General features: G+C 64.1%; 21 protein-coding genes. 6 read left to right on the forward strand and 15 right to left on the reverse strand.

Annotated elements, in window-relative coordinates; translation table 11 throughout:
• Positions 1-206 precede the first annotated feature (206 nt).
• From alaS to recA, 3 genes are all read right to left on the reverse strand, one after another.
• On the reverse strand, positions 207-2,840 hold the full coding sequence (gene alaS, locus G4Y73_RS12890; RefSeq protein ID WP_164232210.1) for an alanine--tRNA ligase: 2,634 nt from the start codon (positions 2,838-2,840) through the stop codon (positions 207-209).
• A gap of 614 nt (positions 2,841-3,454) precedes the next feature.
• Positions 3,455-3,901 (reverse strand): regulatory protein RecX, encoded by a 447-nt coding sequence (locus G4Y73_RS12895; protein WP_164232212.1) that lies wholly within the window; start codon positions 3,899-3,901, stop codon positions 3,455-3,457.
• On the reverse strand, positions 3,901-4,968 hold the full coding sequence (gene recA, locus G4Y73_RS12900; RefSeq protein ID WP_164232214.1) for a recombinase RecA: 1,068 nt from the start codon (positions 4,966-4,968) through the stop codon (positions 3,901-3,903). Before recA ends, G4Y73_RS12895 begins: the two co-directional genes overlap by 1 nt.
• 201 nt (positions 4,969-5,169) lie before the next feature.
• Here recA and G4Y73_RS12905 point away from each other — a divergent pair, with 201 nt between their 5' ends.
• Positions 5,170-5,817, forward strand: a complete 648-nt coding sequence (locus G4Y73_RS12905; RefSeq protein WP_164232216.1) for a hypothetical protein — start codon at positions 5,170-5,172, stop codon at positions 5,815-5,817.
• 10 nt (positions 5,818-5,827) lie between these two features.
• Here G4Y73_RS12905 and thpR read toward each other — a convergent pair whose 3' ends face one another.
• Together thpR and G4Y73_RS12915 are read right to left on the reverse strand one after the other, a co-directional pair.
• Positions 5,828-6,346: an RNA 2',3'-cyclic phosphodiesterase gene (gene thpR / locus G4Y73_RS12910; protein ID WP_164232218.1), complete on the reverse strand. Its 519-nt coding sequence runs from the start codon at positions 6,344-6,346 to the stop codon at positions 5,828-5,830.
• Positions 6,347-6,359: 13 nt separating this feature from the next.
• Positions 6,360-6,860 (reverse strand): CinA family protein, encoded by a 501-nt coding sequence (locus tag G4Y73_RS12915; RefSeq protein ID WP_164232220.1) that lies wholly within the window; start codon positions 6,858-6,860, stop codon positions 6,360-6,362.
• 275 nt (positions 6,861-7,135) lie between these two features.
• On the opposite strand from G4Y73_RS12915, the gene mutS reads away from it, so the two are divergent.
• Positions 7,136-9,697, forward strand: coding sequence for a DNA mismatch repair protein MutS (gene mutS / locus G4Y73_RS12920; RefSeq protein WP_164232222.1), 2,562 nt, complete (start codon positions 7,136-7,138; stop codon positions 9,695-9,697).
• On the opposite strand, the gene G4Y73_RS12925 is transcribed toward mutS, so the two are convergent.
• A complete protein-coding gene (locus G4Y73_RS12925) occupies positions 9,688-10,485 on the reverse strand; it encodes an undecaprenyl-diphosphate phosphatase (RefSeq protein WP_164232224.1) in 798 nt (265 codons plus the stop codon). The genes mutS and G4Y73_RS12925 overlap by 10 nt on opposite strands.
• Positions 10,486-10,600: 115 nt before the next feature.
• On the opposite strand from G4Y73_RS12925, the gene G4Y73_RS12930 reads away from it, so the two are divergent.
• Positions 10,601-11,323, forward strand: a complete 723-nt coding sequence (locus tag G4Y73_RS12930) for a DUF1499 domain-containing protein (protein ID WP_164232226.1) — start codon at positions 10,601-10,603, stop codon at positions 11,321-11,323.
• 1 nt (position 11,324) lies between these two features.
• On the opposite strand, the gene queG is transcribed toward G4Y73_RS12930, so the two are convergent.
• Positions 11,325-12,407 (reverse strand): tRNA epoxyqueuosine(34) reductase QueG, encoded by a 1,083-nt coding sequence (gene queG, locus G4Y73_RS12935; RefSeq protein ID WP_164232227.1) that lies wholly within the window; start codon positions 12,405-12,407, stop codon positions 11,325-11,327.
• Here queG and G4Y73_RS12940 point away from each other — a divergent pair.
• From G4Y73_RS12940 to G4Y73_RS12950, 3 genes are all read left to right on the forward strand, one after another.
• Positions 12,399-13,880 (forward strand): NAD(P)H-hydrate dehydratase, encoded by a 1,482-nt coding sequence (locus tag G4Y73_RS12940; RefSeq protein WP_164232229.1) that lies wholly within the window; start codon positions 12,399-12,401, stop codon positions 13,878-13,880. The two genes, queG and G4Y73_RS12940, sit on opposite strands and share 9 nt — an antisense overlap.
• Complete coding sequence (gene tsaE, locus G4Y73_RS12945) at positions 13,877-14,320, forward strand: tRNA (adenosine(37)-N6)-threonylcarbamoyltransferase complex ATPase subunit type 1 TsaE (protein WP_164232230.1); 444 nt, start codon at positions 13,877-13,879, stop codon at positions 14,318-14,320. Before G4Y73_RS12940 ends, tsaE begins: the two co-directional genes overlap by 4 nt.
• Before the next feature lie 82 nt (positions 14,321-14,402).
• Complete coding sequence (locus tag G4Y73_RS12950) at positions 14,403-15,905, forward strand: aminotransferase class III-fold pyridoxal phosphate-dependent enzyme (RefSeq protein ID WP_164232232.1); 1,503 nt, start codon at positions 14,403-14,405, stop codon at positions 15,903-15,905.
• 23 nt (positions 15,906-15,928) lie between these two features.
• On the opposite strand, the gene G4Y73_RS12955 is transcribed toward G4Y73_RS12950, so the two are convergent.
• From G4Y73_RS12955 to phoB, 8 genes are all read right to left on the reverse strand, one after another.
• The gene (locus tag G4Y73_RS12955) at positions 15,929-16,099 is read right to left on the reverse strand and encodes a hypothetical protein (protein ID WP_164232233.1); all 171 of its coding nucleotides are present in this window, start codon (positions 16,097-16,099) and stop codon (positions 15,929-15,931) included.
• A 137-nt stretch (positions 16,100-16,236) separates the two neighbouring features.
• A complete protein-coding gene (phoU, locus tag G4Y73_RS12960) occupies positions 16,237-16,962 on the reverse strand; it encodes a phosphate signaling complex protein PhoU (RefSeq protein ID WP_164232236.1) in 726 nt (241 codons plus the stop codon).
• 7 nt (positions 16,963-16,969) lie between these two features.
• The gene (gene pstB, locus G4Y73_RS12965; protein WP_164232421.1) at positions 16,970-17,806 is read right to left on the reverse strand and encodes a phosphate ABC transporter ATP-binding protein PstB; all 837 of its coding nucleotides are present in this window, start codon (positions 17,804-17,806) and stop codon (positions 16,970-16,972) included.
• A gap of 82 nt (positions 17,807-17,888) precedes the next feature.
• Positions 17,889-19,550: a phosphate ABC transporter permease PstA gene (pstA, locus tag G4Y73_RS12970; RefSeq protein ID WP_164232422.1), complete on the reverse strand. Its 1,662-nt coding sequence runs from the start codon at positions 19,548-19,550 to the stop codon at positions 17,889-17,891.
• A 16-nt stretch (positions 19,551-19,566) separates the two neighbouring features.
• Complete coding sequence (locus tag G4Y73_RS12975; RefSeq protein ID WP_164232423.1) at positions 19,567-21,810, reverse strand: ABC transporter permease subunit; 2,244 nt, start codon at positions 21,808-21,810, stop codon at positions 19,567-19,569.
• A gap of 176 nt (positions 21,811-21,986) precedes the next feature.
• On the reverse strand, positions 21,987-22,958 hold the full coding sequence (locus G4Y73_RS12980) for a phosphate ABC transporter substrate-binding protein PstS family protein (protein WP_164232238.1): 972 nt from the start codon (positions 22,956-22,958) through the stop codon (positions 21,987-21,989).
• A 59-nt stretch (positions 22,959-23,017) separates the two neighbouring features.
• Complete coding sequence (gene phoR, locus G4Y73_RS12985) at positions 23,018-24,334, reverse strand: phosphate regulon sensor histidine kinase PhoR (protein WP_164232240.1); 1,317 nt, start codon at positions 24,332-24,334, stop codon at positions 23,018-23,020.
• Positions 24,334-25,032, reverse strand: coding sequence for a phosphate regulon transcriptional regulator PhoB (phoB, locus tag G4Y73_RS12990; protein ID WP_164232242.1), 699 nt, complete (start codon positions 25,030-25,032; stop codon positions 24,334-24,336). Before phoB ends, phoR begins: the two co-directional genes overlap by 1 nt.
• Between the last annotated feature and the right edge of the window lie 38 nt (positions 25,033-25,070).

Here is a 25,070-nt window from a genome sequence, read left to right on the forward strand (position 1 = left end):
GCTTTCGGTAACCGCAGTGCGATTTGGCCTCACGCCATGGCGCAAAGGCGCCAAGAACGCAAAGGAACTGCAACTAATGCACCCACGCTTTCCTGGAGGCTCAACTTCGCCGTGCTCGGCACGACCCGGAACAATTCGATTTTCTTTCCTCTTGGCGATCTTCGCGCCTTAGCGCCTTGGCGTGAAACCCATCGGCAGCACGCTTTCTAAAGTCGCTCCCGCAGCCAGTCCGCCACCGAGTCCAGCGCCCCGGGCAGCGCCTTGGCATCGCTCCCCCCCGCCTGTGCAAAATCCGGCCGACCACCGCCCTTGCCGCCGACCTGGGTGGCCACATGGTTGACCAGCTCGCCGGCCTTGACCTTGCCCGTCAGGTCCTTGGTCACGCCAGCGACCAGGCGCACGCCGCCCCCGGCCGCCGTGCCGAGCACGATCACGCCCGAGCCGATCTTGTTCTTGAGCTGATCGACGGTGTCGCGCAGGCTGTTGGGGTCGATGCCGTCGAGCTGGGTGGCGATCAGCTTGACGCCACCGACCTCGACCGCCTGCGAGGCCAGGTCGGAGCCGGCCGCCGAGGCCAGTTTGCCCTTGAGCCGCTCAAGCTCCTTTTCGAGTTCGCGCGAGCGTCCCAGCAACTGCTCGATGCGCTCACCGAGCTGCTCCGGGCTGGCCTTGAGCCGGCCGGCCGCCTCGCGCACTTCGTGATCGAGCCTTTGCAGCCATTCGACCGCCACGCGCCCGGCCACCGCCTCGATCCGGCGCACACCCGCAGAAATCCCGGTCTCGGAGACAATCTTGAACAAGCCGATGTCGCCAACGCGGTCAACGTGCGTGCCGCCGCACAACTCCATCGAGAAATCGCCGAAGCGCATCACGCGCACCTCGTCGCCGTACTTCTCGTCGAAGAAGGCCAGCGCACCGGCTTCCAGCGCCTGGTCGAAGGACATCTCGCGCTCCTCGGCAGCAGCATTGGCCTGAATCTGATCATTGACCAGGCGCTCGATCCGCTGCAGTTCGTCCTCGGTGACGGGTGCATGATGTGAGAAGTCGAAGCGCAGGCGATCAGGCGCGACCAGCGAACCCTTCTGCTGGACGTGGTCACCCAGCACTTCGCGCAGCGCCGAATGCAGCAGATGCGTGGCCGAGTGATGGCGCACGATATCGGCGCGGCGCTTCGAGTCGATCCGTCCGGCCACCCGGTCGCCAAGCTTGAGTTCACCCGAGGCCAACTGGCCGACATGGCCGTGAAAAGCGCCGGCGAGCTTGCGCGTGTCCGTCACCTCGAATCGGCTGCCGTCGACTTCGAGCACACCGGTGTCGCCCACCTGACCACCGGACTCGGCGTAGAAAGGCGTCTGGTCAAGCACCAGCACTGCTTGCTGGCCGGCGCCGATCCGGTCGACGGGTTTTCCATCGACGAGGATGGATGCAACCTCAGCAGAATCAGTAGCATGGCGCTCATATCCGAGAAATTGCGTGACTGGCAGTTCCGAGATCAATTCGGCCGGAATGCCGTCCGCGGCGGCGAACTTGCCGGCCGCCCTCGCCCGCTCGCGCTGGGCATTCATGGCCTGCTCGAAACCGGCCTCGTCGACCGTCAGATCGCGCTCGCGCGCGATGTCGCGGGTCAGGTCGATCGGAAAGCCAAAGGTGTCGTAGAGCTTGAAGGCCACGTCGCCGGGAATCTCACGCCCGTCGAGCTCGGCGATCACGCCCTCGAGCAACTTCATGCCCTGGTCGAGGGTCTCGCCGAAGCGCCGCTCCTCGCGCTCGAGTACTTCGATGACGTGCGCCTGCATCTCGCGCAGTTCCGGGTAGGCGTCTCCCATGAGACCCGCCAGCGGCTCCACCATGCGGGCAAAGAACAAGTCCTTGCAGCCCAGCTTGTAGCCGTGGCGAATGGCGCGGCGGATGATGCGTCGAAGCACATAGCCGCGACCTTCGTTGGCCGGTAGTACACCGTCGACGATCAGAAAGGCGCAGGCGCGGATGTGATCGGCAATCACCTTGAGCGAAGCAGCCTCGCGGTCGTTTGTTCCGGTGAACTTCGCGGCCGCATCAATCAACACCTGGAACAGGTCGATCTCGTAATTGGAATGCACGCCCTGCAGAATCGCGGCCAGGCGTTCCAGGCCCATGCCGGTATCAACCGAAGGCGCCGGCAAAGGACTCATGCTGCCATCGGCAGCACGGTCGTACTGCATGAATACCAGGTTCCAGACCTCGATATAGCGGTCGCCATCTTCCTCCGGCGATCCGGGAGGTCCGCCGGGCACTTCCGGCCCGTGGTCGTAGAAAATCTCCGAACAGGGCCCGCAGGGGCCGGTGTCACCCATCGCCCAGAAGTTGTCGCTTTCATAGCGCTTGCCTGGCTTGTCACCGATACGCGAAAAGCGCTCCGGATCAACGCCGATTTCGTTGAGCCAGATGTCGGCGGCCTCCTGGTCGTCCTCATAGACGGTCACCCATAGTTTCTCGGCCGGCAGGCCGCAGGTTTCCGTCAGGAATTCCCAAGCGTATTCAATGGCTTCGCGCTTGAAGTACTCACCGAAGCTGAAGTTGCCGAGCATCTCGAAGAAGGTGTGATGCCGGGCGGTGTAGCCGACATTCTCCAGATCGTTGTGCTTGCCACCGGCGCGCACGCAGCGCTGCGAACTGGTCGCACGCGAATAGGAGCGCTTGTCCGAACCGAGAAAGACATCCTTGAACTGCACCATGCCGGCGTTGGTGAACAGCAGGGTCGGATCGCTGGCCGGCACCAGCGAGCTAGACGGCACGATGCGATGGTCGCGCTCGGCAAAGAAATCGAGAAAGGCCTGGCGAATGTCGGCGGTGGTTTTCATCAAGTCAGCTAATCCGGAAAGCGTAGGTGGCAAGTTCAGACATATAGTGTACTAATGAGGCCGCTAATCAGCAGACATTCAGCTTGTCTCTCAGCATCCGTGGCAAGGCGTCGGGGCGCCGGTGTAGCAAAGTCTACATCAAGCGCCGAGAACGCAGTCCACGGACGCTGAGAGACAAGCCCTGCGGGAGATTCGGAGACGGCCACCGGCTGCGTTCCGCTCGCTTGAAATAGTCTGGCTATGTCTGCACTCACGCGCCTTGCCGGAGGCCGTCTCCGAAACTCTGAATGTCTGCTGATTAGCGACCTCATTAGTAAGGCCTGCAGGGGCAAGGGGAAACGCGCCCGCGACCCAAGTCGACGATTCACTAAGCCGGCGGGGTGTGTTTCGTGCGCGATTTCGGGTAACCGTATGAGCGCATGAAACACACCCCGCCGGCGTCCCGCTACGAACGAATCTTTGTGCACGTTGATCGGCGAAGAAAGAGTGCTAGCGTCGACGGTGAGGCTCGCGGCGGGATCCAGTGCCGGGTTGGGGCCTTCAACTCGCGATTTCGAGGGATCGTATGAGCGAGTTGAAGGCCCCAACCCGGCACTGGATTGCATTGAGTGCGATTAATCGAGCAGCTCCCGAATATGCTCATGGGCGAAGCCGCGGCGGGCAAGGGCCTGCTGGCGGCGGGCCTTTTCCTTCAGGTCGGAAGGCGGCTCGCTGCCGTAGCGACGTTCGTACCAGCGCGCTGCCACGGCCTGCCAATCGGGCGCCTCGCTGGTCAGGGCGCGAGCAGCCAGACCCCGACCGATGCCGCGTTCGGCCAGCTCGGCCCGGATTCGCACCGGACCGTAGGCCTTGCCGACCCGCTGGCGCACGAAACTTTCGGCGAAGCGCTCGTCGGACTGCAGGTTTTCGGCCGCCAGTTCGTCAATCACGGCCTCGGCATCAGCCCTGGGCCAACCGCGCCCGGTGAGCTTGCGCAAGAGCTCCTTGCACGAGTGTTCGCGCCGCGCCAGCAGGCGCATGGCGGCCTCGCGAAGCTGCACACGCTCCGACGGCGAAGGCATCAACCCGCTTTCTGTTGAGCCGACTCCTGATCATCGCTGGTGGACTCGGCTTTTGCCGGCGCTTCGGCATCGGCTTTTCGCGGCATCAACTTTTCGCGCACCTGGCGCTCAATCTCGTTGGCGGTGTCCGGGTTGTCCTTGAGGAACTGCCGGACGTTGTCTTTGCCCTGGCCAATGCGGTCCTTGCCGTAGCTGTACCAGGCACCCGACTTCTTGATCTGGCCGTGTTCGACGCCCAGCTCGATTAGTTCGCCCTCGCGCGAAATACCCTCGCCGTAGAGAATTTCGAACTCGGCCTGGCGAAACGGCGGTGCCATCTTGTTCTTGACCACCTTGACGCGGGTCTGGTTGCCGATCGATTCGTCGCCGCGCTTGATCGCGCCGATGCGACGGATATCCAGCCGTACCGAGGAGTAAAACTTGAGCGCGTTGCCGCCGGTGGTGGTCTCGGGCGAGCCGAACATCACGCCGATCTTCATGCGGATCTGGTTGATGAAGATCACCATGCAATTGGTGCGCTTGATATTGGCGGTGAGCTTTCGCAGTGCCTGACTCATCAGGCGTGCCTGCAAGCCAACATGGGAATCGCCCATTTCACCCTCGATCTCGGCCTTGGGCGTGAGCGCCGCGACCGAGTCGACCACGACGATGTCGACCGCGCCGGAGCGCACCAGCATGTCGGTAATTTCCAGGGCCTGTTCGCCGGTATCCGGCTGGGAAACCAGCAGGTCGTCGACGTTTACACCCAGCGCCTCGGCGTAGCTCGGGTCGAGGGCATGCTCGGCGTCGACGAAGGCCGCCGTGCCGCCGGCTTTCTGCGCTTCGGCAATGACATGCAGGGTCAGTGTGGTCTTGCCGGAGGATTCCGGTCCGTAGATCTCGGTAACCCGGCCGCGTGGCAGGCCGCCAATCCCCAGCGCCAGGTCCAGCGCCAGCGATCCGGTCGAAACCACCGGCACATCCTTGCGCCCGGCGTCGTCGCCCATGCGCATGATCGCGCCCTTGCCGTACTGCTTTTCGATCTGGCCCAGTGCCGCGGCCAGTGCTCGTTTGCGATTGTCGTCCACGATAGATGTCCTCTCTTCTCGATTCGTTTCGGGGTGCCGCGATCGGTCCCGATTATCTCACAGCACCGTCGCGATCCAAGGCCGGCAGCCCGGATCACGGCCATTTCTTACACCGGAGTGCGACGCTGTCCTACATCACACGGGCCATGCTGCCTGAGTGCATTCTCAAAACCCGAGAAAGCCGGGCGGAAACCCGCTAGCATGGCGATTTCCAGACCCGTGGACCCTGCCGTGATCGCTCGCTGCCCTTCAATATCGACCCGACTACTTGTCACGCTCGCGGCCCTGCTCTTGATCGCCGGTTGCGGACCGCAACCTTACGATCCGGGCTTGCTTCGTTCGCCCGGGTTCGGCACCGCAGAGGGCGAGCGGCGTTCCTGGACCTTCAGCCATCATGCCAGCACGGATTCCTACGAGCTGACCATCGACCAGGGTGTGGCCGCCATCCGCCGGGTCGGTCCCGAACCCTGGGCCTTTCTCGCGCAGATGCTCCCCGAGGGCTCGATTGAGCAACTGGCCGGCCGCCGACTGGTCTTTGCCGTCGAACTGCGTGGACAACTCGACACCACCGAATGGGGAAAGCCTTTCGAGCCGACCGGGCTGTTGGCAAAAATGTGGCACCGGCCGGGTGACGGGGCACGCGGCGCCCATGCCCTGCTCGGGTCCGAGCGCGTTCACTCCGAGCGCTTACCCCTGCCCGGCGACGCCAGTTTGCCAGACTGGAAACGACACACGCTGGAATTCGACACGCCGGAAACCTTGTCGCGACTTCAGATCGCGATCGTCATGAGTACCGGCGGCACGCTGGAGATGCGCAATCCCTCGCTGCACATCGTCGAACCGGACTAAGCGAAACGCTTCAGTTCAGAGACCAGCTCTTCAGCACCCGGTAGGGCCGGCCGGGCACGGATTCGACCAACCCGAAGTGCTCGACCATCCAGGTCAACGGCTCTGGCCGGGGCAGTTCGGGGCGGCGAGCGACCTTGCGGAACAGGGTCACGTGCGGTCGCAAGGGCCGGCGATCCAATCGAATGCCGAGCCCGGTCACCGCCTCGAACAAGCCGGAATACAGGATCTGCATCGCAGCCGGCGCTTCACCGCCCAGCCACAGCACGCGGGCACCCGGGAACCAGCCGAAACGATCGAGCACACAGGCAAACGGCCTGCCCTCGACGGCCGTGACGGCCGTCTCGATTGCCGCCATCTGATCGGCCGGCTGATCGCCCAGGAACAGCAGTGTCAAATGAAGATTGTGATCGGGCACCCTGCGCGGACCATCCGTTGTGCCCAGTGCCTCGCGGCGCGCCACGATCTCGGCCCGAATGCGCTCGTCGGGCCAGAGCGCAAGGAACAAACGCCGGGTATCGGCCTCGGACATCGTGCACGTGCTCCTAGGTCAATCTCGACAGCAAGCCTTCCAGGGCGGTGGCCACACTCACCCGACGAACATCCTCGCGTTCGCCCCCGAGGTAATGAATCTCGGTTTCGACCCGGTCATCCGGTAGCGCCCAACCGAAACAGACGGTGCCGACCGGCTTGTCGGGCGTGCCACCGTCGGGACCGGCGATACCGGAAACCGAGACAGCCACGTCGGCCCGGCTGTTCTCGACCGCACCGCGCGCCATGGCGGCCGCCACTTCCTCGCTTACGGCGCCAAAGCGGTGCAGATCACCGGGCTTGACCCCCAGCAGATCGATCTTGGCTTCGTTGGAATAGGTCACCAGCCCGCGCTCAAACCATTCCGAGGAGCCCGGCAGATCGGTACAGACCTTGGCAATCCAGCCGCCGGTACAGGACTCGGCCGTGACCAGCCGGCGGCCCAGCATCTTCATCTCCGCTGCCAGGGCGGTGGCCAGCATCGCGAGCGCTTCGTCGTCGTGTCGGGTAGCCATCTATCAAATCGAAGTTCGGGAAACCGCAGATTGCGCAGATTAACGCAGATTGATCAAAACAGAATCGTCAGTTTGCACAACTGGTTCCAACCGCAGATCAGGCAGGATCAACGTGCGACAAGACTTGGCTTGCCAATACTCCTGCTGTGCTGTGCCCGTCTGTTTGTAGTCCTCAATATAGTCCAGAAGCTGTGCTCATCTGTGAAACCTGTGGACACAAACCTCATCTGCGTTAATCTGCGCAATCTGCGGTTTCAAGAACGTCCTGCAATCCGATGGCCGATACGAGCACCCAGCACACGCCCCTGATGCAGCAATACCTCCGGATCAAGGCCGACTATCCGGACATCCTGCTGTTTTTCCGCATGGGCGATTTCTACGAGCTGTTCTATGACGACGCGAGGCGTGCCGCCGGGTTACTCGATATCACGCTCACCCAGCGCGGCAAGTCGGCCGGCGAACCGATTCCGATGGCCGGGGTGCCCTACCACAGCGTCGACGGCTACCTGGCCCGGCTGCTCAAGAAGGGCGAATCGGTCGCAATCTGTGAGCAGATCGGCGACCCGGACACCGCCAAGGGGCCGGTCGAACGCAAGGTCGTTCGAATCGTCACCCCGGGTACGGTCACCGACGAATCGCTGCTGGAAGAGCGTGCCGAACGCCTGCTGGCGGCGATTTTGCCGGCCAGGGACGGCTTCGGCCTGGCCTGGCTGGACCTGGCCGGCGGGCGCCTGCGCTGCTGCGCGCTGGCTTCAGCGGCCGAGCTGACCGCCGAGCTAGAGCGTCTGCGGCCGGCCGAAATCCTGCTGCCGGAAGATACCGCCCTGCCGGTCAAGCGCGAAGGCGCGGCGGTGCGCGAGCACCCACCCTGGGCCTTCGACACCGAATCAGCCGAGCGCGAATTGTGCCGGCAGTTTCGCGTGCAGGATCTTTCGGGCTTCGGGATCGAGGGCCGTGGCCCGGAAGTCGGGGCCGCCGGTGCCCTGCTCGGCTATGCACGTGACATGCTCGCCGGCGAACTGCCGCATCTGGCCGGCATGCGCGCGGTGAGACCGGCCGAGCACCTGGTGCTGGACGCCGCCACCCGCCGGCACCTGGAAATCGACGTCCATCCCGACGGCCGCAGCGAACACACCCTGGTCGGCCTGATGGACACCGCGGCCACACCCATGGGCAGCCGCAAGCTCAAGCGCTGGCTCACCCACCCGCTGCGCGATCGCGCTGCGCTGGGAGCCCGTCACGAAGCCATCACGGGCCTGCTGGAAACCCACACCCATCCCGATCTCAACGAGCAGCTGTCCGGCCTGGGCGATATCGAGCGCGTACTCACCCGCATCGCACTCAAGTCTGCAAGACCGCGCGACCTGGCCACCCTGCGCGAAGGCCTCGATCGGCTGCCCGCGCTGGGCGAGGCCCTGGAGCGCATCTCGGTCCCGCTGCTCGACGAACTGCGCGATGACCTGGCCCCCTGCCCCGACCTCTTCGAGCTGCTGGAATCGGCCGTTGTCGAGCAACCGCCGATGGTCATTCGCGACGGCGGCGTGATCGCCGAAGGCTACGATGCCGAACTGGATGAATTGCGAAGCCTCAGCCGAAACGCCGGCGACTTCCTGGTCCGCTACGAGGAACAGGAACGCGAACGCACCGCCATCCAGACCCTCAAGGTCGGCTACAACCGCGTCCATGGCTACTACATCGAGATCGGCAAGACCCACGCCGACAAGGTGCCGACCGAGTACAGCCGCCGCCAGACGCTCAAAAACGCCGAGCGCTACATCACCGAGGAGCTGAAAGCCTTCGAGGACAAGGTGCTGTCGGCGCGCGAACGCGCCCTGGCCCGAGAAAAAGCGCTCTACGAAGAACTCATCGAACGCCTCAGCAAGGAACACGGCCGCCTGGCCATCATCGCTGCCGGCCTGGCCACGCTCGACGTACTGGCGACCTTCGCCGAGCGGTCCGAGACCCTGCGCTTCAGTACGCCCACACTCGACGACACGCCGGGCCTGGAAATTGTCGACGGCCGCCACCCGGTGGTCGAACGCGTCCAGGACGAAGCTTTCGTGCCCAACGACTGCCGGCTCGATCCCGAACGGCGCATGCTGGTGATCACCGGCCCCAACATGGGCGGAAAGTCCACCTACATGCGCCAGGCCGCACTGATCACGATCCTGGCTCACGCGGGAAGCTTTGTGCCGGCCAGTTCTGCCCGCATCGGCCCCATCGATCGCATCTTCTCGCGCATCGGCGCCGGCGACGATCTCACCCGGGGACGATCAACCTTCATGGTCGAGATGGTCGAGACGGCCAATATCCTGCACAACGCCACCGAGCACTCGCTGGTGCTGATGGACGAGATCGGCCGCGGCACTTCGACCTTCGACGGCCTGGCCCTGGCCTGGGCGGTGGCGACCGAGCTGGCGCTGAACCTGCGCGCACTCACCCTGTTCGCCACGCACTACTTCGAACTCACCCGCCTGGCCGAAGACCACGCCGGTATCGCCAACGTGCATCTCGACGCACGAGAACACGGCGACGAGATCGTGTTTCTTCATTCAGTACGTGAAGGACCGGCCAGCCAGAGCTACGGCATCCAGGTCGCCCGCCTGGCCGGCGTGCCCAAGCCGGTGATCGCCCAGGCCAGAAAGCATCTCGACCGTCTCGAGAACGAAGCCGCCGCGGCCAGTACGCCACAGTTGGGGCTGTTCAGCGCCCCGGCACGGGCCGAGGAATCGCCGGCCGACCCGCTATGGGAAATGCTCGATGACATCGACCCCGACGATCTGAGCCCGCGCGAAGCGCTGGACTGGCTCTACAGACTCAAACGCACTCAGAAATAGAACGCCAGCAGAAGCAGCCCGAGGACCAGCCGATAGACCACGAAAGGCTGCATGCCGATGCGGCGGATGAAGGCCAGGAACCAGTGAATGCAGGCGTAGGTGCTGAGCGCCGATACGGCAAAACCCAGCGCGAGCAGGTCCCAGGGCGTTGCCGACTCGGCCGCCGCCAGGTCGGACAGGCCCAGCACGGTGGCGCCGGCGATGACGGGCACCGACAGCAGAAAGGAAAAGCGCGCCGCCGCCTCGCGCGACAGGCCCAGGAACAGGGCCGCGGTCATGGTGATGCCCGAACGCGAAGTACCGGGCACCAGGGCCAGAACCTGGGCGAAACCGATGATCAGAATGTCGCGCAGCCCAAGCTCGTACTCATCGCGCTGCCCGCGAAAGCGCCAGTCGGCCCAGCCCAGGACCAGGCCGAAGACGATCAGCGAAGTGGCCATGATCCAGATGGCGCGAAACTCCTGCTCGGCGATGTCCTTGAGCAGCAGGCCCATGACCACCGCCGGCAACGTGCCGATCAACACCCACCAGGCCAGCCTGGAATCCCGGTCGGTACCGCGACCTGACAGCGAACCGATCCAGGATCGGCCCATGGCCATCAGCTCGCCCCGGAAATAGGCAACGACGGCGAGCAGCGAACCCGCATGCAGCACGATATCGAAGTCAAGACCCTGGTAGTCGCCGCCGCTGGCCCAGGCGTACAGCACCAGGTGTGCCTGGCTGGAGACCGGCAGGAACTCGGTCAGGCCCTGGATCAGGGCGATGATGACGGTATGCAGCCAGTCCATGCTTGCCGGGTAGCCCGTGGGATATGTCGTTTGCCGCCGCCCCGTTCTGGACGAAGCGCTTGGTATGATACAGGCCGTTGCCGACAAAGTCCGCCGTTGTGGACCGGAGATCGCCATGCAGTTCTTTCGTCTGTTTGTACTCGTCCTGGCCGTACTGGCCGCGCTCGCGCTGTTGGTCGCCGGACCCGGCACACGCCTCGAACTGTGGGATTTCCGCTTCGGTTTCACCCTGATGCGCTGGGCGCTCTACGGCGGGCTGGCGGCCGCCGGCCTGGCCGTGATCGTGCTGCTGATTCCGGGCGAACGCCGGGCCGGAGTGATGGGCCCGATTGCCGCGATCGTCATCGGTCTGGTCACCGCGGCCATCCCGTACCTGCAGGTCCAGAAAGCCCGCTCGGTGCCGCCCATCCACGACATCAGCACCGATACCGTCGATCCGCCCGAATTCGTGGCCATTGCGCCATTGCGCGCCGACGCGCCCAACCCACCCGAATACGCCGGGCAGGAAACGGCACAGCAGCAGCGCGAGGCCTACCCGGACATCCAGACACTGGAGGTCGACAGCTGGCCGACGCTGGTGTTCGAAGATGCCCTCGAAACCGCCCGCGCCCAGGGCTGGGAGATTGTCGAGGCGAGCGAAAGCGAAGGCCGGATCGAGGCGACGGCAACAACCCTCTGGTTCGGTTTCAAGGACGACGTCGTCATTCGTATCCGCGGCGACAACGACGGCAGTGTGATCGACGTGCGCTCCAAGTCGCGCGTAGGCCGCAGTGATGTCGGCGCCAACGCCGCGCGCATTCAAGCCTACCTGGACAAGCTGACCGAACGGCTGCAGTAGCTCAGGCCACGCCATGGCGGGCCAGCGCCCAGGCGACGTGTTCGCACACCAGTTCGGAAGAATGCCCGCGCCGCGATTCAAGAGCTGCTACCACGCGGCTTGAAGTGGGGGCATTGCCCAGCGCCACGGCGAGATTTCTAAGCCAGCACTCGTAACCGGTGCGCCGAATGGGATTGCCTTCGGTACGCTCCAAGAAGGTTTCTTCGTCCCAGCCGAACAGTTCGACCAGGTCGCCGGCGTCCAGGTCCTTGCGCGGTGCGAAGTCGGCCTCGCCGGTGTGCTGTGCATAGCGGTTCCAGGGGCAGACCATCTGGCAGTCGTCGCAGCCGAACACGCGGTTGCCCATCAACGGCCGCAGTTCCTCAGGAATCGAGCCCTTCAGTTCGATGGTCAGGTAGGAAATGCAGCGGCGCGCATCGAGCTTGAAAGGTGCGGTGATGGCCTGCGTCGGACAGACATCGATGCAGCGCCGGCAGCTGCCGCAGTGTTGCTTGATCGGCTCGTCGGGCGGCAGCTCCAGATCGGTGAAGATCTCGCCGAGAAAGAACCATGAGCCGGCCCGCCGATCGAGCAGGATGGTGTGTTTGCCGATCCAGCCGAGGCCGGCTTTTTCGGCCAGCGGCTTTTCCATCACCGGGGCCGAATCGGTGAAGACACGGTAGCCGAACGGACCGATCTCGGCTTCGATCCGCTCGGCCAGCTTCTTCAGCCGCTTGCGGATGAGCTTGTGATAGTCGCGGCCCAGGGCGTAGCGCGACACCACGGCCTTGTCGCCCTCGGCGAGCAACGCTTCAACCGGACGGGCCGATTCTGGCAGGTAGTCCATCCGCGTGACGATCACCGATCGGGTATCGGGGTGCAGCAGCGCCGGCCGCGTGCGCTTGCGCCCGTGCGCGGCCATCCAGTCCATCTCGCCGTGCAGACCTTCGTCCAGCCATTCATCCAGACGCGTTTCGTAGTCCGACAGGTCGGTATCGGCAAAACCCACGGCCGAAAAACCCAACTCCCGGCCCCAGCCCCGGATTCGCTCGGTCAACCCGGCAGGATCGGGTCGGCTGTGCCTATAATCGCGCCCATGACTCATGTCCGACATTATCCCACCGTGCCGCTGTATCGTGCCGAAGACGTGCGCGAACTCGATCGCCAGGCCATCGAGGTCCACGACATCGACGGCTACGACCTGATGCGCCGCGCCGGCCGCCGCGCCTTCGAAGTGCTTCGGGCACGCTGGCCGGAAGCGCGCGCGCTCACCCTGTGCTGCGGCGGCGGCAACAACGGCGGCGACGGCTACGTCATCGCGCGCCTGGCCCAGCAAGCCGGGCTGGCCGTTCAGCTGATCGCGATGAAGGCACCGGATGAATTGTCGGGCACAGCGGCGCAGGCCGCCGAGGACTGGCTGGCGGTCGGCGGCACGATCGAAGCCCCGGACGAACGCCTGCGCGGCGACGTCATCGTCGATGCCCTGCTCGGCACCGGCCTGGACCGCCCCGTGCGCGACGACTACGCGCGCCTGATCGGACACGTCAATGACGTTGGGCAGCCGGTTTTCGCCGTGGACGTACCGTCCGGCCTGAACGCCGACACCGGCATGCCCCTGGGCACCTGCGTCCGGGCCGACGCCACCATCACATTCATCGGTCGCAAGCGCGGCCTGTATACCGGCCAGGCCGGGCGCTGGTGCGGCGAACTGGTGTTTGACCCCCTGGATACTCCGGCAGCGATTCATGAAGCGGTCGAAGTCAGCGCCACCCTGCTCGATCGACGCCAGCTCCCCGCCTGGTTGCCGTCGCGTCCGGCCGATACTCACAAGGGCAATCTCGGTCACGTCCTGGTCGCCGGGGGCAATCACGGCATGGCCGGTGCGCCGATATTGGCAGCCCGGGCGGCGCTGCGCAGCGGTGCCGGCCTGGTGAGTCTGGCCACGCGCGCCGACCACGCCGGGCTCGCCGTCTCCATCCAGCCCGAGATCATGGCGCATGGCGTTGAAACCCTCGAAGAGTTCGAGCCACTGACAAGCCGCTGCAATGTCATTGCCCTCGGTCCGGGGCTGGGCCAGGACGACTGGTCGAAAGCCCTGTGGCGACGCGCCGTCGAACAGGACCGCTCGCTGGTGATCGATGCCGATGGGCTGAACCTGCTCGCGGCCGCGCCGACCCGCCGCGATCGCTGGGTGCTCACCCCGCACCCCGGTGAAGCCGCGCGACTGCTGGACTGCAGCATCGACGAAATCCAGGCCGACCGTTTTGCCGCAGCCGCTGCACTGGCCGATCACTTCGATGCCGTCGTCGTGCTCAAGGGTCACGGCAGCCTGGTCGCAGGCCCCGGCGGCACCATGGCGGTTTGTCCATTCGGCAACCCGGCCATGGCTTCGGCCGGCATGGGTGATGCCCTGACCGGGATCATTGCCGCGCTCCTGGGCCAGGGCCTGTCGGCCTTCGATGCCGCCTGCTGCGGCGTGCTCATGCACGCGCTGGCCGGCGATGTTGCTGCCCGCGACCGTCGCCAGATCCTGGCCGGCGACCTGATTGACCATCTCTACGCAGTGCTGCCGGCATGAGCGAGCCGGAGGCGTTCCACACCACAACCGAAGCAGAGACACTCGCCCTGGGCAAGAAGCTGGCGGCCCGGCTGTCCGACGGCGGCATCGTGTATTTGTCCGGGGACCTGGGCGTGGGCAAGACCACCCTGGTGCGCGGGCTGCTGCGCGCTCTCGGCTTCGCAGGGCGCGTCAAGAGCCCCAGCTACGGCCTGATCGAAAGCTACGAAGTCGACGGACTGGCCGTGCACCACCTGGATCTCTACCGACTCGGCCACGGCGAGGAGATTGCCTATCTCGGGCTCGAAGATCTCATCGATGAGGGGACCCTGTTGCTGATCGAATGGCCCGAGCGCGGCGAGGGCTGGCTGCCGACCGCCGACTGGCTGATCCACATCGACGACCACGCCGGCGAAGGCCAGCGCCGAATCCGTCTCGAAGCGAACGCCAGGTCCGACTGAGCCGGCGCGGAAGCTATTCGCTCTCGCGCTTGCTACAATAGCCGGTTTTCACGTGCATCGAGATTTTCCAAGGAGAACGCGTGTGAGCGTCATCAGCAAGCTGAACACCCTGCGCCAGCTCGGCGGCGAGTCCCTGACCACCGGCCTGACCGACGCGGTCATCGAGCGTTTTGCCGAGCGCGATCCCCGTCTCGGACAGGCCGTGGAAGACGCGCTGGGTGTACAGGAATGCTGGCGCGAGGCTTACCCCGAACTGATCGCCGCCGACGAAACCGAGCAGAAGAACGCGCTCCAGTCCGGCTACGTCAATTTCTATGCTGACGACTGCGTCAACCCTTACGTGGCGCTGGCCGCACGCGGTCCCTGGATCATCACCAGCAAGGGCGCGGTGCTGCACGATTCCGGCGGCTACGGCATGCTCGGCCTGGGCCATGGTCCCGAAGCCGTGCTGGCGGCCATGAACCAGCCGCACGTGATGGCCAACATCATGACGCCGAGCTTCTCGCATCAGCGCTTCTTCGACGTACTCACTGCCGAAATCGGCAATCGTCGCGAAGACGGCTGTCCCTTCCATCGCTTCCTGTGCATGAACTCCGGTTCCGAGGCGGTCACCGTTGCCGGCCGAATTTCCGATATCAACGCCAAGCAGATGACCGACCCGGGCGGTCCAAAGGCCGGCTACAAGCTCCATCGCCTGTCGCTGACCGGCAGTTTCCACGGCCGCACCGACCGGCCGGCACGTTTCTCCGATTCGACCCGCAAGACCTACACCCGGCACCTCGCGTCCTACCGCGACGAAGACACCCTGATCACGGTCGAGCCCAACAACATCGAGCAGCTGCAGCAGGTCTTCGACTGGGCCGACAAGAACAAGGTCTTTATCGAGGCGATGTTCATGGAGCCGGTGATGGGCGAAGGCAATCCCGGCATGGCCGTCACGCCCGAGTTCTACGCCGAGGCCCGGCGCCTGACGGCCGAGCACGGCACCCTGCTGCTAATGGATTCCATCCAGGCCGGCCTGCGGACCCAGGGCGTGCTGTCGGTGGTCGACTACCCCGGCTTCGCAGACCTGGAAGCGCCCGACCTCGAAACCTATTCCAAGGCGCTCAATGCCGGCCAGTATCCACTGTCGGTTCTGGCGATGAATGACAAGGCGGCCGGCCTCTACCGCAAAGGCGTCTACGGCAACACCATGACCGCCAACCCGCGCGCACTCGATGTGGGCACGGCGGTGCTGCGCGAGATCACACCCGAACTGCGCGAGAACATCGTCGAGCGCGGCCGGGAATTCCTCGAGAAGTTCGGCCAACTGGCGGAAGAACTGGGTGGCCGAATCACCCGGGTGCAGGGCACCGGCCTGCTCTTTTCCATCGAACTCGACAGCAAGTCCTTCAAGGCTTACGGCGAGGGATCGACCGAGGAGTATCTGCGCATGCGCGGCATCAACGTCATCCACGGCGGCGCCAACTCCCTGCGCTACACACCCAGTTTCGGCATCACCTCGGAAGAAGTCGACTTGATCGTCGAACTGACCCGCGACGCCCTGGTCAACGGACCGGTCAGGCAATCCGAGCAGGCCGCCTGAGCACGACCGGTCCGGGAGGTTCCTTAACGAACCAGGCTTTCCAGGATCAGCAGGCCCAGGCCCAGGGAGAGTGCCAGACTGGCGAGCGCCAGCACATCGGCCCCAAGCCGGGCCAGAAGTCGGGCCTGTTCCAGCAGCCGGCGGCGGCGATTGATCCGCGGCCGGGCCTGATTCCATCGCACTGCAATCTGCATGTCCACGCTCCTGTCCATTCTGATCGTGGCGTTATTGCAGCACCCAGCCTTCTCAAAACCTGAGAACGCGGAGATGAAATCAGCTTGTGGGAGCGACGGTCCGTCGCGGCAACAGCGCCGGGACCGTCAAAACACGGTCATTGCTCGCGACCTTCGCCGAGCTCACGCTCCATTTCCGCCAGCGAGGCGTGGCGCAGGTCCTTGCCCTCGACCAGGTAGACGATGTACTCGCCGATGTTCTTGGCGTGATCGCCGATACGTTCGATCGAACGCGCCACCCAGATGGCATCGATGATCCGTCGCGTATTGCGCGGCTCTTCGACCAGGTAAGTGTGGTACTGCCGCAGGATGGCTTCGTAGTCGGCATCGACCTTGTTGTCCTCGCGCACCAGCGCAACGGCGACATCCGGCGCCAGGCGAACGAAACCGTCGAGCGCGTCGTGCAGCATGCCGCGCACCGTCGTGCCCATGACCTCGAGTTCGCGGTAGTTGTTGCGCGGCCGGTCGGTCTCGGCCAGCCGGATGGCCATGCGGGCAATTTTCTCGGCTTCGTCACCGATACGCTCGAGATCATTGATGGTCTTGATGATGGCGACGACCAGGCGCAGATCACTGGCGGTGGGATGGCGCCTGGCCAGGATCATGATGCAGCGCTCGTCGATCACTTTCTCCATGTCATTGACCCGGTCATCGGTCTCGATCACCTGCCGGGCCAGTTCGCTGTCACCCTCGACCAGGGCGCGAACGGCGTCGCCGATCATTTCCTCGGCCAGGCCGCCCATGTTCATGACGTGCTGGCGCAGCGATTCCAGCTCCTCGTTGAACTGGCGGGAAATATGTTTATCGAGATGCAGCTTGTCCATGATTTGATTATCCGTAACGGCCGGTGATGTAGTCTTCCGTCGCCTTCCGGCGCGGGTTTGTGAACAGGCGCGCGGTGTCGTCGAACTCCACCATCTCGCCCATGTACATGTAGGCAGTGAAGTCGGACACGCGTGCGGCCTGCTGCATGTTATGGGTCACGATGACAATGGTATAGCGCTCCTTGAGCTCGATGATCAACTCCTCGACCTTGGCCGTCGAGATCGGATCGAGCGCCGAACAGGGTTCGTCGAGCAGGATGACCTCCGGCTCGATGGCAATGGCGCGTGCGATCACCAGGCGCTGCTGCTGGCCGCCCGACAGACCGAAGGCGTTATCTTCGAGTCGGTCCTTGACTTCGTCCCAGAGTGCGGCCGCGCGCAGCGCCCGTTCCACCACTTCGGCCAGTCTCCGACGGTCGTTGACACCCTGCAGGCGAAGACCGTAGGCGACGTTCTCGAAAATCGACTTCGGAAACGGATTGGGCTTCTGGAAGACCATGCCGACACGGCGGCGATGTTCGGCCACATCGACGTCGCGATCGTGGATGTTCTTGCCGTCGATCAGGATCTCGCCCTCGATTCGGCAGATGTCGATCAGGTCGTTCATGCGGTTGAAACAGCGCAGCAGCGTCGACTTGCCGCAGCCACTCGGTCCGATGAAGGCCGTGACGCGATTGCGCGGGATCCGCAGGCTGACATTCTTCAAGGCCTGATCGTCACCGTAGTACAGGTTGAGACCGCGTGTTTCAATGCAGATGTCCTCGCGCTCGATATTGAGCGTCCGGCGATCTGTATTGAGCGAAACACCGCTTGGAACCTGCGTCGGCTGTTGATTCTCTTCCATCATCGACTGCTCGACTCTCGTATGAACTGTAACCGGGAACCACGGAAATCACGTGTGTTCCGTACATTCCGTGGCTCCATAATCAATCACTCTCCGAGCGATATTTCTCGCGCAGGCGATTGCGGATGGCGATCGCCGTCAGGTTCAGAATCAGGATCAGCACCACCAGGGTCAAGGCCGTTGCATAGACCAGCGGTCGGGCCGCTTCCACGTTCGGGCTCTGGAAGCCGACATCATAGATGTGAAAGCCCAGGTGCATGATCTTGCGCTCGAGGTGAACATAGGGAAACTCCCCGTCGACCGGCAGGCTCGGCGCCAGTTTGACCACGCCGACCAGCATCAGCGGCGCCACTTCGCCGGCGGCGCGCGCCACCGCCAGGATCAGCCCGGTCATCATCGCCGGGGCCGACAGGGGCACGACTACTTTCCACAGGGTTTCCCACTTGGTCGCACCGAGCGCCAGGGAACCTTCCCGCACCGTGCGCGGAATGCGCGCCAGACCTTCCTCGGTCGACACAATCACCACCGGAAGGGTCAACAGGGCCAGGGTCAACGAGGCCCAGAACAATCCCGGCGTACCGAAAGTCGGCGCCGGCAATCGCTCCGGGAAGAACAAATCGTCGATGCTGCCGCCGACCAGGTAAACGAAGAAGCCCAGCCCGAAAACGCCGAACACGATCGACGGCACACCGGCCAGATTGTAGACCGACACCCGGATCATCTTCAGGATCGGTCCCTGGCGTGCATACTCGCGCAGGTAGATAGCGGCGAGCACGCCGAATGGCGTGACAAGCACGGACATGATCAGCACCATGGTCACGGTCCCGAAGATGGCCGGAAAGATACCGCCCTCGGTATTGGCCTCGCGCGGATAGCCGCTGATGAAGTCGGAGATGCGATGCCAGTAAAAGGCCAGTTTGCCGCCGAGGCCCAGCGCATTGTTGCGCGAGGCCATGACGATCTGCGACAGGTCGATGGCCACTTCCTGTCCCGAGGCCGTGCGCGCATGCAGCACGTCGCGGCGGGCCTGCTCCTGAAGCTCGTTACGCTGATTGCGAAGTGCCTCGTATTGTTCTTCCAGTTGTGCCCGCCGCGCGTTCAGGTCGGCCATGGCCGCCTCGCGCTCAGCCCCAGTCACGTTGCGGTGGTCGAGACTGCGCTCTTGCAGCCGGATGTCCTCGAGCTGTCCGTTGATGGCGCCGATATCGTATCGTTCGATACGCTTGATCTCGGCATGCAGTGCATTCGCGCGCGCGATTCGTGATTGCAGCTCGGGCCAGAGTTGCTCGCCCTCGGCCACCACCTCACCCGCTTCTTCAAGGCGAAGCGGGTAGCCGTAGAAATTGCCCCATTCACGCCGCTCGACCATCATGGCGCCTTCCGGGTAGCTTCGCTCGCCCAGGGCCGCATCCAGGTGCCAGACGAAATCGCGGCCGCCAAGGTCCCGGTTGCCGACCTTGAACAGATGGCGGGTGACGACCTGCGCGTTCTCGTCAATCAGCCCACCGGCCTCGCGCACACGGTCGGCCGGCAGCGTTTCGCTTTCCACGCGCTCGCCGAGAAGCACCGACTCGCTGCCGTCGGCTGCCGTCACCGTCGTTTCGACCAGCGATGCCGGCCAGAAATGGCCGAAGCCGCGCACCGCGATTAGCAGCAGCAGGCCGACGACCATGATCAGCGAGATGCTCAGCGCCCCGCCGATCATCCAGATCCACGGATCGCCCGACTTGAACCATGACTTCACTCGCATGACCGCGACCTCACAAATTACTGTATCGCGCGCGCAGTCGCTGGCGCACGATCTCGGCGATGGTATTGACGGTGAAGGTCATGGCGAACAAGACCAGGCCGGCCAGGAACAGGATGCGGAAGTGCGTGGAATTGACAGCCGTTTCGGGCAACTCCACCGCGATGTTGGCCGACAGGGTGCGCATGCCCTCGAAAATGTTGAAATTGACCACCGGGCTGTTGCCGGTCGCCATAAGAACGATCATCGTCTCGCCCACGGCCCGACCGAAACCGATCATCACGGCCGAGAAGATGCCCGGGCTGGCGGTCAGGAGAATGACACGCGTCACGGTCTGCCAGGGCGTCGCGCCGAGCGCCAGCGACCCCTGGGTGAGATGCTTCGGCACGGTAAACACTGCGTCTTCCGCAATCGAGAAGATGGTCGGGATAACGGCAAACCCCATGGCGATGCCCACGACCAGGGCGTTGCGCTGATCGTAGGTAATGCCCATGTCGGTAAACCACTGTCGCATCGACCCGTCGAAAAACCAGATCTCGATCAGCGGGGACAGCGCGACCATGCCCCAGACCAGCAGGCAGACCACCGGCATCAGGATGACCGCCTCCCAGCCGCCCGGCAGGCGGTTGCGCAACTCGCGCGGCAGCTGCGCCCAGGCCAGCGCCACCAGGATAAATGCCAGCGGCAGACCCACCAGTACCGTAAAGACCACCGGGATATGGTTTTCCAGGAAAGGTGCCAGCCACAGCCCCGCCAGGAAGCCGAGAATGACGGTCGGCAACGCCTCCATGACCTCGATGGTCGGCTTGACGTAACCGCGCAGCTTCGGCGACATGAAGTAGGCGGTGTAGATCGCTCCGGCGATCGCCAGCGGCATGGCGAACAGCATGGCGAAGAAGGCCGCCTTGAGCGTACCGACTGTCAGCGGCACCATCGAATACTTGGGCTCGAAACTGTCGCTGCCCGACGACGCCTGCCAGACGTATTCGGGATCGGAGCGGCCCTCGTACCAGACCTTGCTCCACAGCGCCCTGAAAGATGACTCGGGATGCTCATTCCACAGATCGAGTTCCTGAATACGGCCGGTACTGTCCTCGACCAGGATGCGCTCGTTGACCGGCGAGACGGCCACGCCCACCAGCGGCTCGTCGGAAACACGATCGAGATACAGCGTGCGTGCCGAAGTCCCGTAGTGAATGCCCAGGAAACCGGCGTCGTCGACCGCGACGAACCCCTTGCGCGAGTACTCCGGCTGGATGGCCGTGATCGCTCCCGGATGCTGTTCAAAATCGCGGGCCCGGGCGAGGTAAAAGATGTTGTCGCCGGCATCCTCGGTCTCGTCGCGCACCAGGAACCACTGCGACAGCTTGCCGCTCGATGTTCCGACCACGGCCGAAAAGGTGCCGTTGAGATACTGCAGGCTGGTGATCGATTCAGCCGGACCGTCGACCACCTGGCGCCGGTCACGCACCACCGCCTCGTCGGGACGGGCAATGTCCCAGTAGACCAGGTTGCCGGCGGCATCTGCAGCCAGCAGATTCCACAGGTTGGCACTGAGCTGCAAGTGGATCGCCGCACCCGGCGTTGCCGGCAGCGTGTGATCTTCCCGATTGATCTCGGTTTCGCCGGTCAGGAAGCCGGTGCGCACCCGGTAACGCACAAACAGCATGCGCCCGTCGGCAGTTTGCGCCGCCACGCCGGTATCGTCGCGGGACTTCTGCACGGCGATGGCGTTGAGCGCCTGACCCTGTTCATCGACCACAACCGGCTCGCGACCGACCGGGAACTCCGGATCGGGCACGACGTTGCGTACGCCGGCCTCGGGAAATTCGAGTTCGAATCCGTGCTCAAGGATGATCGCCGTGCCATCGCTGAGCCCGAAAGCCACGCGCTTGGCCCGCGGCTCGCCGTTGCCGACACTGGTCACGCTCACACCCTCGGGTATGGGCAGTTCGATACGGCGGATGACTTCCCCGTCGCCCAGCCGGAAATACACCAGCTCGCCGCTGCGGCTGTAGCGCATGCCGATTTCGCCGTAACGCTCGAGCGCCAGCCGGGCCGGGTCCGTGGCATCCGAATCGGCCGTCACGTAATGTCTGCCCGGATCGACCGTGGCACCGCGCAACAGCGGAAAGACTTCGCTAAAAAGGTAGACGAAAATCAGCGCCAGGGCCACGACCACCCCGCCGCCACCAGCCCGCACCATCCAGCGGGCGGCGCCATCGGCCAGATAGCGGCGGCGACGGCGCCGTGCCATCGCCTCGGGCGGCGGCAGAGACGACGATTGTGCCGGGTCGTGGTCTGGCAGCTGGCTCATCGGGACACTCTACAATACGCTGATTGAAATTCGCTGACTGGACGCGCCGGGCGCGTAAACAACCGGCCCCGCTTGCTTTCGGGGCCGACCTGTCCGTCTGCCGGGCATCGAGGTGACTACAGTCCCAGCTCGGCGCGAATGCGCTCGGCAGCGGAAGCCGGCAGCGGAATATAGCCGTCACGCACGACCACTTCCTGACCCTGTCGGGACAGCACCAGCCGGAAGAACTCGCGCTCGAGCGGCGACAGGTCACGGTTCGGGTTCTTGTTGACGTAGACCAGCAGCAAGCGCGCCAGCGGATACTCGCCGTTGGCACCGGTTTCGGCGTTCGGCGCAATGCAGCGATCACTGCCCACATCGGTCAACTCGATCGCCTTGACGCCCGACGTGTTGTAGCCGATGCCCGAATAGCCAATGCCGTTGAGCGACTCGGACACGCCCTGCACGACCGAGGCCGAACCCGGCTGCTCGTTGATCGACGACTTGTAATCGCCACCACACAGCGCGTTGTCCTTGAAGAACCCGTAAGTGCCGGATACGGCATTGCGGCTGTAGATGGTGAAATCCCGATTGCTCCAGTCGCCCTCCAGACCGAGCTGACCCCAGCGCGTGATGTCATCAGCCGCGCCGCAGCGACGGCCCTCGGAGAAGATCGCATCGACCTGCTCCATGGTCAGACACTCGACCGGGTTGTCCTTGTTGACATACACGGCCAACACGTCAATGGCCGTGCCCACGGCAGTCGGCGGATAGCCGTGTTTCTCCTCGAAACTCTGGATCTCGGACGAACGCATCGGCCGGCTCATCGGTCCGAAATTGGCAGTGCCCTCGGTCAGCGCCGGCGGTGCGGTCGAGGAACCGGCGCCCTGGATCTGAATGTTGACGTTGGGATAAATGCTCTGGAACTCTTCAGCCCACAGCGTCATCAGGTTGTTGAGAGTGTCCGAACCGATCGAGGACAGGTTGCCGGAGATTCCGGAAACCGGCTCGTATTCGGGCAGCCCGGGATCAACCTCGGTCTGGGCAAGCAGCGGCGTGACAGCCAGCAGGGCGGCACAGGCATTGAGTTTGAGTACTTGCTTGATCATCTTTGAGGAACTCCTTGGCGACTCGCTCGGCATTCTATGACTGGAACATGACAAATCGGTTACAGCCTGTCCTGCTCGCGGCCGCGGGTCGAACAGACACGTTCGGCCGGAAAGTGACAGCGAAACAGACTGCCCTCACCCGGCTCGGATTCAACGTCCAGCCTGGCGCCGTGGCGCTTGAGCACATGCTTGACGATGGCCAGGCCGAGCCCGGTGCCGCCGCTCGCCCGGCTGTGGGAGCTGTCCACACGGTAGAAGCGCTGGGTGATGAATGGCAGGTGCCGCCGATCGATGCCGACGCCCTGGTCGACCACGGTGAAGCAGGCGCCGCCGTCGGCTTCATCTCGCCAGGTCACGCGCACCGGACGGCCCTCCGGGCTGTAGCGGAAGGCATTGTTTACCAAGTTCGAAAGTGCGCTGTAGAGTTCGTTTTCCACGCCCAGCAAGCCGTGTTCGCTCTCGATCGCGATCTCGAGCGGGTGGGCATCGGCATCCGCCAGGACCGTGTCCCGGCCCAGGCGACGGATCAGGGCCGGCATGTCGACCGGATCGTCCATCGGGGCGTCCGTTTCCTCGGTTTCCAGGCGCGATAGCTCAAGCAGGTCGTTGACCAGATTATTCATGCGCTGGCACTGGGCCTGCATCTGACGTACCGGCCGGCGCCAGGCCGGATCGAGATCTCGGTCGTCGGCCATGGAATCGAGGTAGCCGCCGAGCACGGTCAGCGGTGAGCGCAACTCGTGCGAAGCATTGGCGACGAAATCACGCCGCATGGCCTGCAGGCGGTGCAGCCGGGTCACGTCACGAATCATCAGCAGGTATTGTTCGTTACCGTAAGGCACCAGCCGTAGCATCAGGCGACGGCTCTGATCGATCGGAGAGCGGATCTCCACGGCGGTGTCGTAGTCTCCAGACTCCAGATAGGCGACGAAACGTGGGCTGCGGACCAGGTTGCTGACCGGTTGTCCGAAGTCGCTGCGGTTGGTCAGGCGAATCAGTTCGACGGCCGCGTTATTGCACCAGAGGATACGGAATTCACGGTCGAGCACCAGCGTGCCATCGGGCATCGCCGCCGTGGCTTCGCGAAATTCACGAATCACGGCCGCCAGGCGCTTCTTGCTCTCGTTATGGCGGCGGCGCAAACGATAGTAATCGTCGAACAGATGGCCCCAGATGCCCCAGGACGCCGGTGGATCGCGCCGGCGCGATCGCAGCCAGCGATCCAGGCGCACGAGTTGAACCGACCAGCGCGCCAGGAACAAGACCAGCGCCAGAAGCAACATCCAGGCCAGGTGCCCGAACAACAGTGCCGCGAGAACCGCACCGAGAAGCAGCGCGGCCAGGGCGAGCAGTTCGCTGATCCAGGCGCGTGACATCAGTCCGGGTGAACCGCCGAAAAACGATAGCCGGCACCGCGAACGGTCTGGATGTAGCGGTCGAAACCCAGCGGCGCCAGGGCCTTTCGCAGGCGAAGCACATGCACGTCGACGGTCCGTTCCTCGATATAGACGCCGCCGCCCCAGACATAATCGAGCAGTTGCGTCCTGGAATAGACACGGTCGGGGTGGCTCATGAAGAAGCGCAGCATCCGGAACTCGGTTGGACCCAGCTCGATCGGCCGGCCCTTGCCGGTCACCCGATGGCTGGCGACATTGATCACCAGACCGTCGACCTCGATGGTGTCGTCGGCGCCACCCGGCGCGGAGCGCCTGAGCAACGCATTGATGCGGGCGATCAACTCGCGCGCGCCGAAGGGCTTGGTGACGTAGTCGTCAGCGCCACTGTCGAGGCCGCGCACCTTGTCGTCTTCCAGGGTGCGCGCGGTCAGCATGATGATCGGCAGTTCACTCGTCATCTCGTCGCGTCGCAGGCTACGTGCCAGCTCCACGCCCGAGCTATCGGGCAGCATCCAGTCGAGCAGAATCAGATCGGGGAGATCATCGGCGATGCGCACCCGGGCCGTCTGACAGTCTCCCGCCTCGACCACGCGGAATCCGGCTCGCTCCAGGTTGAAGACGATCATGTCGCGAATCGCCTCGTCATCCTCCACGACCAGGACGGTCTGGGTATTCATGCTAGTGCCTTGCTGTGGCCTTGCAATATTGCAACAGC

This window comes from Wenzhouxiangella sp. XN201, from assembly GCF_011008905.1.
Classification (GTDB): domain Bacteria; phylum Pseudomonadota; class Gammaproteobacteria; order Xanthomonadales; family Wenzhouxiangellaceae; genus Wenzhouxiangella.

What these genes read in the sequence shown, in the direction of transcription:
- alaS (WP_164232210.1), bottom strand. Translation starts at nt 2,840, where the DNA reads ATGAAAACCACCGCCGACATTCGCCAGGCCTTTCTCGATTTCTTTGCC.
- G4Y73_RS12895 (WP_164232212.1), bottom strand. Translation starts at nt 3,901, where the DNA reads ATGCCTTCGCCGTCGGAGCGTGTGCAGCTTCGCGAGGCCGCCATGCGC.
- G4Y73_RS12905 (WP_164232216.1), top strand. Translation starts at nt 5,170, where the DNA reads ATGGCGATTTCCAGACCCGTGGACCCTGCCGTGATCGCTCGCTGCCCT.
- thpR (WP_164232218.1), bottom strand. Translation starts at nt 6,346, where the DNA reads ATGTCCGAGGCCGATACCCGGCGTTTGTTCCTTGCGCTCTGGCCCGAC.
- G4Y73_RS12915 (WP_164232220.1), bottom strand. Translation starts at nt 6,860, where the DNA reads ATGGCTACCCGACACGACGACGAAGCGCTCGCGATGCTGGCCACCGCC.
- mutS (WP_164232222.1), top strand. Translation starts at nt 7,136, where the DNA reads ATGGCCGATACGAGCACCCAGCACACGCCCCTGATGCAGCAATACCTC.
- G4Y73_RS12925 (WP_164232224.1), bottom strand. Translation starts at nt 10,485, where the DNA reads ATGGACTGGCTGCATACCGTCATCATCGCCCTGATCCAGGGCCTGACC.
- G4Y73_RS12930 (WP_164232226.1), top strand. Translation starts at nt 10,601, where the DNA reads ATGCAGTTCTTTCGTCTGTTTGTACTCGTCCTGGCCGTACTGGCCGCG.
- G4Y73_RS12940 (WP_164232229.1), top strand. Translation starts at nt 12,399, where the DNA reads ATGACTCATGTCCGACATTATCCCACCGTGCCGCTGTATCGTGCCGAA.
- queG (WP_164232227.1), bottom strand. Translation starts at nt 12,407, where the DNA reads ATGAGTCATGGGCGCGATTATAGGCACAGCCGACCCGATCCTGCCGGG.
- tsaE (WP_164232230.1), top strand. Translation starts at nt 13,877, where the DNA reads ATGAGCGAGCCGGAGGCGTTCCACACCACAACCGAAGCAGAGACACTC.
- G4Y73_RS12955 (WP_164232233.1), bottom strand. Translation starts at nt 16,099, where the DNA reads ATGCAGATTGCAGTGCGATGGAATCAGGCCCGGCCGCGGATCAATCGC.
- phoU (WP_164232236.1), bottom strand. Translation starts at nt 16,962, where the DNA reads ATGGACAAGCTGCATCTCGATAAACATATTTCCCGCCAGTTCAACGAG.
- pstB (WP_164232421.1), bottom strand. Translation starts at nt 17,806, where the DNA reads ATGGAAGAGAATCAACAGCCGACGCAGGTTCCAAGCGGTGTTTCGCTC.
- G4Y73_RS12975 (WP_164232423.1), bottom strand. Translation starts at nt 21,810, where the DNA reads ATGGCACGGCGCCGTCGCCGCCGCTATCTGGCCGATGGCGCCGCCCGC.
- G4Y73_RS12980 (WP_164232238.1), bottom strand. Translation starts at nt 22,958, where the DNA reads ATGATCAAGCAAGTACTCAAACTCAATGCCTGTGCCGCCCTGCTGGCT.
- phoR (WP_164232240.1), bottom strand. Translation starts at nt 24,334, where the DNA reads ATGTCACGCGCCTGGATCAGCGAACTGCTCGCCCTGGCCGCGCTGCTT.
- phoB (WP_164232242.1), bottom strand. Translation starts at nt 25,032, where the DNA reads ATGAATACCCAGACCGTCCTGGTCGTGGAGGATGACGAGGCGATTCGC.